General features: G+C 65.5%; 9 protein-coding genes. 3 read left to right on the plus strand and 6 right to left on the minus strand.

Translation table 11 applies throughout. The features are described 5' to 3' along the window. Both AB1609_13255 and AB1609_13260 read right to left on the minus strand, forming a co-directional pair. Window positions 1-398 (minus strand): IS21 family transposase (locus AB1609_13255; protein ID MEW6047427.1); only part of this gene is annotated, 398 nt, incomplete at its 3' end. Between the two features lie 409 nt (window positions 399-807). Further along, complete coding sequence (locus tag AB1609_13260) at window positions 808-1,929, minus strand: IS110 family transposase (GenBank protein MEW6047428.1); 1,122 nt, start codon at window positions 1,927-1,929, stop codon at window positions 808-810. A gap of 118 nt (window positions 1,930-2,047) precedes the next feature. On the opposite strand from AB1609_13260, the gene AB1609_13265 reads away from it, so the two are divergent. After that, window positions 2,048-2,626, plus strand: coding sequence for an ATP-binding cassette domain-containing protein (locus AB1609_13265; GenBank protein ID MEW6047429.1), 579 nt, complete (start codon window positions 2,048-2,050; stop codon window positions 2,624-2,626). A gap of 340 nt (window positions 2,627-2,966) precedes the next feature. On the opposite strand, the gene AB1609_13270 is transcribed toward AB1609_13265, so the two are convergent. Beyond that, the gene (locus tag AB1609_13270) at window positions 2,967-3,182 is read right to left on the minus strand and encodes a hypothetical protein (protein MEW6047430.1); all 216 of its coding nucleotides are present in this window, start codon (window positions 3,180-3,182) and stop codon (window positions 2,967-2,969) included. 724 nt (window positions 3,183-3,906) lie between these two features. Between AB1609_13270 and AB1609_13275 the strand changes: the two genes are divergently transcribed. After that, window positions 3,907-4,122: a hypothetical protein gene (locus AB1609_13275; GenBank protein MEW6047431.1), complete on the plus strand. Its 216-nt coding sequence runs from the start codon at window positions 3,907-3,909 to the stop codon at window positions 4,120-4,122. A gap of 10 nt (window positions 4,123-4,132) precedes the next feature. Here the strand turns inward: AB1609_13275 and AB1609_13280 are convergent, their stop codons facing one another. From AB1609_13280 to AB1609_13290, 3 genes are all read right to left on the minus strand, one after another. After that, the gene (locus AB1609_13280; GenBank protein MEW6047432.1) at window positions 4,133-4,996 is read right to left on the minus strand and encodes an HNH endonuclease signature motif containing protein; all 864 of its coding nucleotides are present in this window, start codon (window positions 4,994-4,996) and stop codon (window positions 4,133-4,135) included. Window positions 4,997-5,022: 26 nt separating this feature from the next. Continuing rightward, window positions 5,023-5,370 carry a hypothetical protein gene (locus AB1609_13285; GenBank protein ID MEW6047433.1) on the minus strand — a complete coding sequence of 116 codons (348 nt, stop codon included), beginning with the start codon at window positions 5,368-5,370 and terminating at the stop codon, window positions 5,023-5,025. 330 nt (window positions 5,371-5,700) lie between these two features. Then, window positions 5,701-6,045, minus strand: a complete 345-nt coding sequence (locus tag AB1609_13290; protein MEW6047434.1) for a GNAT family N-acetyltransferase — start codon at window positions 6,043-6,045, stop codon at window positions 5,701-5,703. A 130-nt stretch (window positions 6,046-6,175) separates the two neighbouring features. Between AB1609_13290 and AB1609_13295 the strand changes: the two genes are divergently transcribed. Then, on the plus strand, window positions 6,176-6,540 hold a 365-nt coding region (locus AB1609_13295; GenBank protein ID MEW6047435.1), incomplete at its 3' end, for a VOC family protein.

The raw sequence follows: 6,540 nt of genomic DNA on the forward strand, positions 1-6,540 counted from the left end.
GCCGGACCCCAATCGACTTGCGCCATCTCGCCCGGGGCGGCCACCAGGGGGATGTAGGGCTCGACCTGTCGGCCTCGGAGTTCGGCCACCACCTGCCGAACGGTCGACTCCCCACCGGTGAAGCCGTACTCGGCCACGAGCCGCTGGTAGATGCGCCGGGCCGTGTGCCGCTGCTTGCGGGGTGCCTCCAAGTCGTCCCGCAGCCACTGCTCGATGACGCCCCGGTACGGGCCGACGACCGGCCGCGGTCTGGGTTCCCGGAGGTGGTAACGGGGAGGCGCCGAGCTGGCGATGGCCTTGCGGACGCTTTGGCGCGAATAGCCGAGCTCTCGGCTGATCTTGCGGATGGACCAGCGTTGGACGAAGTACAGTTTGCGGATAGACTCGATATCGACCATCCTGAGCAACTCCTCTCCCCCGTGACTGGCAGTGGATGGCAACCCCGCCAGTCTACCGGGGAGGGCCTCAGGGTGGTCAACTTTTCGAGTAGCACAACCCCGAAAAGTGGGTCACTTTTCGGCTGATATGAACGAGGCCGTCAACCCCCTGCTCTGATCCGCCGGGGTGGAGCCGGGCCGGAAATGTCGTCGACGGTTGGCAGTCTGATATCCGCGGGTTGGTTACCGCACTTTACGCCATCCGTCAGGGAGCTGCCTCGAACTAGAAGCGCACGTACGACTCAAGCGCCGTGTGCATAGCCGAAATCGAGGGTTCCCCCCACCGGTTCCCGGTCGAGTCCGGCTCACCCCGCCGGCTGGATCCTTGTTGAAACCTTGAAACGCCCGCTGTCGCCCCCTGGTCGTCCGGTCAGGCCGCTACGCGAGTCCGCTGCGCCTCGACGTGGCAGGCAATGGCCCAGGCAAACCCCAGCAACTCGCGGGCAACCGCGGTCGCCGCGACGGTCGAGGGCTTACCCCTGCCGAGCAGGCGCCAGTATTTGCGGTGTAGCCGTTGCTGCGCCTTGAGGGAGATCCGCAGGACTTCGGGATCGACCCCCTGTTGCCTGGCCCGCAAGGGAGCCTTGACGGCGGGGCGGTGGCGATACGCCCAGGCCGCTTCCCCCAGTACGAACCGGACGTGGGCATTGCCGGTCTTGGTGACCCCACCCCGGCGGGTCTGGGTGCCGCTCGAGAACTCTCGTGGCACCAGCCCCGCATACGCCATCAGCTGGGCCGGGCTGCGAAAGCGTGAGAACTCCCCGATCTCGGCCACCAGCGTCACCGCCGTGACCTCCCGGACCCCTTTCAGAGCTTGCAACGCCTGGATGACCGGCGCATGCCGGCTCTCGGTGGCCATCGCATGGATCTCCGCCTCGAGCCGCTCGACCCGGGCCTGCAGCTCGTGCACCGCATGCAGGTACTCCTGGAAGGCCACCTGCGTGGCCCGATGGGGAAAGCTCAGCGTATCGAGCCACCGCATGAACATCCGGGACCACCGGGTGGTCCCTTTGGGTGCCGGTACGCCATGGCGCAGCAAAAAGCTGGTCAGCTCCTGGCGGGCGCGCCGCAAGTCGCGCTTGGCGCCCTCCCGGGCCCGCACCAGGTCCCGCAGCGCCTCTTCTTGTTCGCCGGGCACCCAGACCGGCGTCAGCTCGCCGGCTCGCAGCAGCTGCGCCAGCCGCAGGGCGTCGCGTCGGTCGGTCTTTACCTGGTCGCCGGGCCGGACGGGGGTGAGCGACGGAGCGACCACCACGCATCGCACCCCCAGCCCGGTCAACAGCCGGTACAGTCCGTAGCCGGTCGGCCCCGCTTCGTAACAGGCCAGCAACGCCTCTGGCCGACCCAATCGCCGGACCAGCTTGCGCACGGCCTCCGGCGTGTTGGGCACGCTCCCCAGGTACCGGGGCGGGGCCGTCCCCCGTTCGGCCACGGCCACCGCGATGGTCTCCTTCGCAACGTCCAAGCCTACGAACTTCGTGATATGATCCACTCGCCGGCCTCCTTCACGCTGTAGCTCTGCGTCCCCCTCGGGACGTAACCTACGTTCGTCGTGAACGGGGGCCGGCCTCGTTCATCGTAACTAGCACACACAGGTGGTGCTGGAAAGCGTGTCGCTGGAGTTGGGGGGAAGGGTGCTGTTTGAGGGCCTGTCGCTGGAGCTCGAGCCCGGCGAGCGGCTGGCCATCCTGGGGCCCAATGGGTGTGGCAAGACGTCGCTTCTGCGAGTCATCCTCGGGGAGCTGCCGCCCTCGGCCGGGCAAGTGCGCGTCAGCCCGTCGGCCCGCATCGGCTACTTCGACCAGCAGCACCGCCGGCTTGACTGGGGACGTTCGGCGCTGGAGCAACTGGTGCAGGGCAGGCGGGACGAGACGCTGGTGCGAACGGTGCTGGGGCGGCTGCGGGTGCAGAAGGAGACGCCCCTGCGTCCCGTCGGGACGCTGAGTGCCGGCGAGCGGGCCAAGGTGCTGCTGGCAAGCTTGCTGCTGGGCGACTTCAACGTGCTGGTGCTGGACGAGCCTACCAACCACCTCGACATCGAAACCCAGGACGTGCTCATCGACGCGCTGCGCTCGTACGCCGGGACGCTCATCTTCGTCACCCACGACCGTCACCTGGTGCAGGCGCTGGCTACGGCGCGCCTCGAATTCGGCGCGACAGCGCCCCGGATGGAGAGAGTCCCCAGATGACAGATGCAGTCAGGGGCGCCGTCGAAAGTTTCAGGGCGGCCCCGTCCGACAAATGATGCCGCTCACAGCCATCCATGACCTGCGTCAAGGGTGCGTCGCGAGTCCGTTGGCCTGCCGGGCAGGAGCCGCCTGGCCGTGCGCGGCTGGCGGCCTCGACGGCCCGAAAGGCACATCAGCACTTCTGGCGTCGCCTTGAACGTGTTCGCTCACCTGGGGCCCTCCGGCTCGGCTGCGCTCTTCATGCTGGCGCCGGCTCAGCGCCGCCACGCAGGCGCTGGCGTCGCTCAAACCAGCTTGAGGAAGTCGGCTGCCGACTGCGAGCGGACAATCCGCATGGGTGTCACCCCTCTGGCGCATCCTCGAGGTCAGAGGGGCCGAACCGCAGGATCCCCTGCACTCGATCAAAGTTCCCGTCGGCCGACGCCAGGTTCTTCAATCCCAGGTCCCGCATCTGGAGAGCTACAGCCGAATCGTTGGTCGACAGCCCAAATCGCTGACGGAACTCAAAGCTGCCCGCGAGGAAGTTCCTTGGGAAGTCTACGACCTCGACGCCCATGTCAGGGATCTGGAGGGCTTGTGACTGGTATAAGGAGAGTTGCTGAACCACCTCGGTCGAGTGGAGGAGAGGCGCCGTGGTTTAGGTAAGGTCCGCTCCGTTGCCCCGCCTTTCGGTGATCGGGGTGCCTCAGTGCTTGCCATGCCCGGTCTCCTCTCCCGCTCCAAGAACCGTGCGTGAGGTTTACCCTCACACGGCTCAACTGCATCCCTTCACCGCGCAGCATGCACGACGCCATACCGGACGCTTCCTATCAATATGGAAGCGTCGCGTCGGCGACCGCTTGGCCGCTCGGTAAAGCTTGATCTGAAGTTCCCGGGTCGTGTCGAGGGCGTCGTTAGCCGGTGATGGCATTCGCCGACCTTTCCCTTCAGCGTCAAGCGCAGGATGCAGCAAGGGTGCTTCCCTCGGGGCAGCTTGGGTTGTCCTGCCCTTCTAGCGGTACTACCACCCCATCCGACGCCCACCCGGCTCGGTGCGACTTCCCGTTTCCGCGGTGATACGCACCGGCTGCTCCCGGTGCCGTAACACCGGGGCCGGGGAGGTCCTCCCCAGTTCCCGTGCGCCCCTTCCTGCCATCCCGCTCCCCCTACCCCGGAGGGTTCCTCGGCGCCTGCACGTCCAGGTCTTCGGCGCCTTCCGTGGCCTTTGCCGTGAATCCAGCGGCTCGGCACCCTCTTATCCCCGGATGGGGCTAGCATCACGAGGCTGCAGGATTCGCTTCATGCTACGGGCTAGCAGGTCGCTCCCCCCGCCGCTGCGGGCGGTCGGCCGGTGGCTGATGGGCGACCCGGAGCGGTCTTCCATGGAAGACCGCGTCTGGCCTCCTCGGCCCAGCCTGGCGTTCCTGCATCGTCTGACCCTGACCCCGCATATCCTGGTCTTTCTGATAGGGTTCGCGGTCGACCTACTCCACTGGCTTCACAAACTGACGATGTGACGAAGCAGTACTAAGCGACCGGCAAATGTAGGTTGAGCCGCAGAGGTTCCTGTAAGCCGTTGGGGAAGCGGAAGACCAGCCCTTCATAGTCGAAAGCTGCCCTGGCGCGGTGTACGGCATGGTGGTGGTTCGGGCACAGCAGCGCCAAGTTCTCCAATACGTCGTCTCCCCCCATGGAAAGCCAGATCAGATGGTGACCCTGGGCCAGGGGCACCCCGTAGCGTCGCCCGGGATCGATCCGGCACACCTGGCACCGGCCGTTGTAAAGCTGGTGGAGGTGTTCGACGAGGAGGGAGGAGCGGGTACGGTCTACCGTCGCATACAGGTATTCATGGCGTCCCCGGTAGCGTTCATCTGACTCGTCCATGACGCGCAATTGTCGGGCACGTTCGGGGCCGAACAGAAGCGCTGCTTCGAAAAGGTCTTCAGGATAGATGCCTGCGACCTGCAGCGTGGGTGGGTAGAGACTTGCCCGCATGAGCAGCTCTTCATCGGCCGGCGTAATCGGGCGCACTGCCGCCAGGCCCTGAAACGCCTGGGCGAGCACTCGCGCATCCGCCTGGATGGATAGGCGGCGCAGAACGGGTTCGAAGTCTGGCGCCCGGTCGATATCGAAGTATCGGCTCCGGTCTGGATCGGCCCAGACCCGGTAGCGTCCGTAGCGATAGTTCGGGCGGTTGGTGGTGGTAGCGATCGCTACCAGATCGGCCGCCAGCACATAGAAACCATCGGTGCGGCGGCGTGTGAACGCCCACACGTGGTCTCCGGGTTTCAGGTCCCGCAGTCGTGGACTGTTTTGGTTGAGATGCAGGCCGAAACCGAACTGCCGGTCTCGCGCGTAATTGTCAGGCCGCCAGTAGTAGAGAACGCCCATAAGAGTTCAACCCAGCAGCTTCGCAATCAGTCCCTCGTGACGGTGAGTGAGTCGCACAGCTCCTCCGCACGGTCCGCGCTGAGTACCACGAGGTTTCGAGCGATGCGGCGGAATGTGTCGGCCAGAAGCGGGGCGACCGGACGCTGAATGCGCGGGAGGTCTCGTTCCCGCGTGACCATGAGAAATAGACGGCTCCCCCAGATGTCTCGAGCGTACTGGAGCTTGACAAGAGCCGCGATGAGCTTGCCGCGGTCTTGAACCTTGAAGACGTGCGTGGCACGGAGAGCGCCGGGATAGTTCTTCCGGACGACGCCGCAGATGTAAGGCTGCTCCCGATACTCCTTGCGATGCTCTTTCCCCAGAGTCTGGCGCATTCGAAAGAGCCGCCCCGGAGGCGGATATCAACAGCAGGCACTCGCCCGGCGCCCCTGAGCACGTAGAGGGCGTCCACCGTCATCCAGGGGTTGGGCCGGGTGCAGCCCGTGGGCCCCCAGTCGACCAGCTCCCGGCCGGACGTCCGCCGCTCCGTCAGGCGCCAGAAGCGAGCCTCCGCCGGGAAGCCGCCGCCCGCAAGGCGCTTGCTCTCCAAGAGGTCGAGGGCCTCCTGGCACCGCCCATCTCCGATGAAGCCGGCCTCCGTCATCACCTTCAGAGCGAACAGGATGTCGTAACCCCAGTAGCAGGGGTAATGGAGGCGCGTGAACTCACCCCCTTGCCCAGTATCCCCTGTGAAACATGTAGGACACCTCCGCTCGTCCGTGATTCGGAAACCACCAGCGGTAGCCGCACGCGCCGATGCTTCGCTCGGTTTCCTTGAGGACAATGCCCCAAGGAGCGACCTGCATCGTTTCATACTGCCCCAGGACGTAGCGGAGCGCCGCCTGCGCTTCCTCGAGCGTCCTGTGAGGACCCCAGGTCAGGAACCGTGTCATCTCCTCGTCCGATGTCCGCTCAAACTGGTGTAGCGCATCTTCCTGCGTGATCCTCCCTAGGATCAACCGAGGCGTTTCTAGAATGGGCAGGATCCCATGGATGTCTTCGACTTGCACGGATCCGTAACCTCCTCTCCTCGCAAAGCTGACACCCCGATGTCAGGGATCCAATGATACGCTCCTTTCGGTGGCCAGGTCATGCACACGCCCGGGCGTTTACCGGGCCGAGAAGGAGGCTGGGACGACCGTGGCGCTGAAGAGGCTGACACCCAACCTGATGGTCGAGAACGTGGCCGACACGGTGAAGTTCTACGAGAAGGCGCTGGGGTTCACGCTGCAGCAAAGCGTCCCCGAAGGCGACGGCCTCGCCTGGGCCAGCGTCAGGAGCGGCGATGTGGAGATCATGTTCCAGTCGCGCTCCAGCCTGAGCCGGGAAATCCCCGCGTTGAAGGACGCGCCGGCGGGCGGGGCCCTCACGCTGTACATCCGGATGGAGGGCCTCGACGACCTCTACGCCCGCTTGGGAGGCCGGGTCGACCTTGTCCAGGAACGGCACACAACGTTTCACGCGATGACCGAGTTTGCCGTCCGTGACCCCAATGGGTTCCTGCT

This window comes from Bacillota bacterium, from assembly GCA_040754675.1.
Lineage (GTDB): Bacteria > Bacillota > Limnochordia > Limnochordales > Geochordaceae > Geochorda.

Bases quoted from the DNA above. Each gene is read 5' to 3' on its own strand.
- AB1609_13270 (MEW6047430.1), bottom strand. From the start codon at position 3,182: ATGGGCGTCGAGGTCGTAGACTTCCCAAGGAACTTCCTCGCGGGCAGC.
- AB1609_13275 (MEW6047431.1), top strand. From the start codon at position 3,907: ATGCTACGGGCTAGCAGGTCGCTCCCCCCGCCGCTGCGGGCGGTCGGC.
- AB1609_13280 (MEW6047432.1), bottom strand. From the start codon at position 4,996: ATGGGCGTTCTCTACTACTGGCGGCCTGACAATTACGCGCGAGACCGG.
- AB1609_13285 (MEW6047433.1), bottom strand. From the start codon at position 5,370: ATGCGCCAGACTCTGGGGAAAGAGCATCGCAAGGAGTATCGGGAGCAG.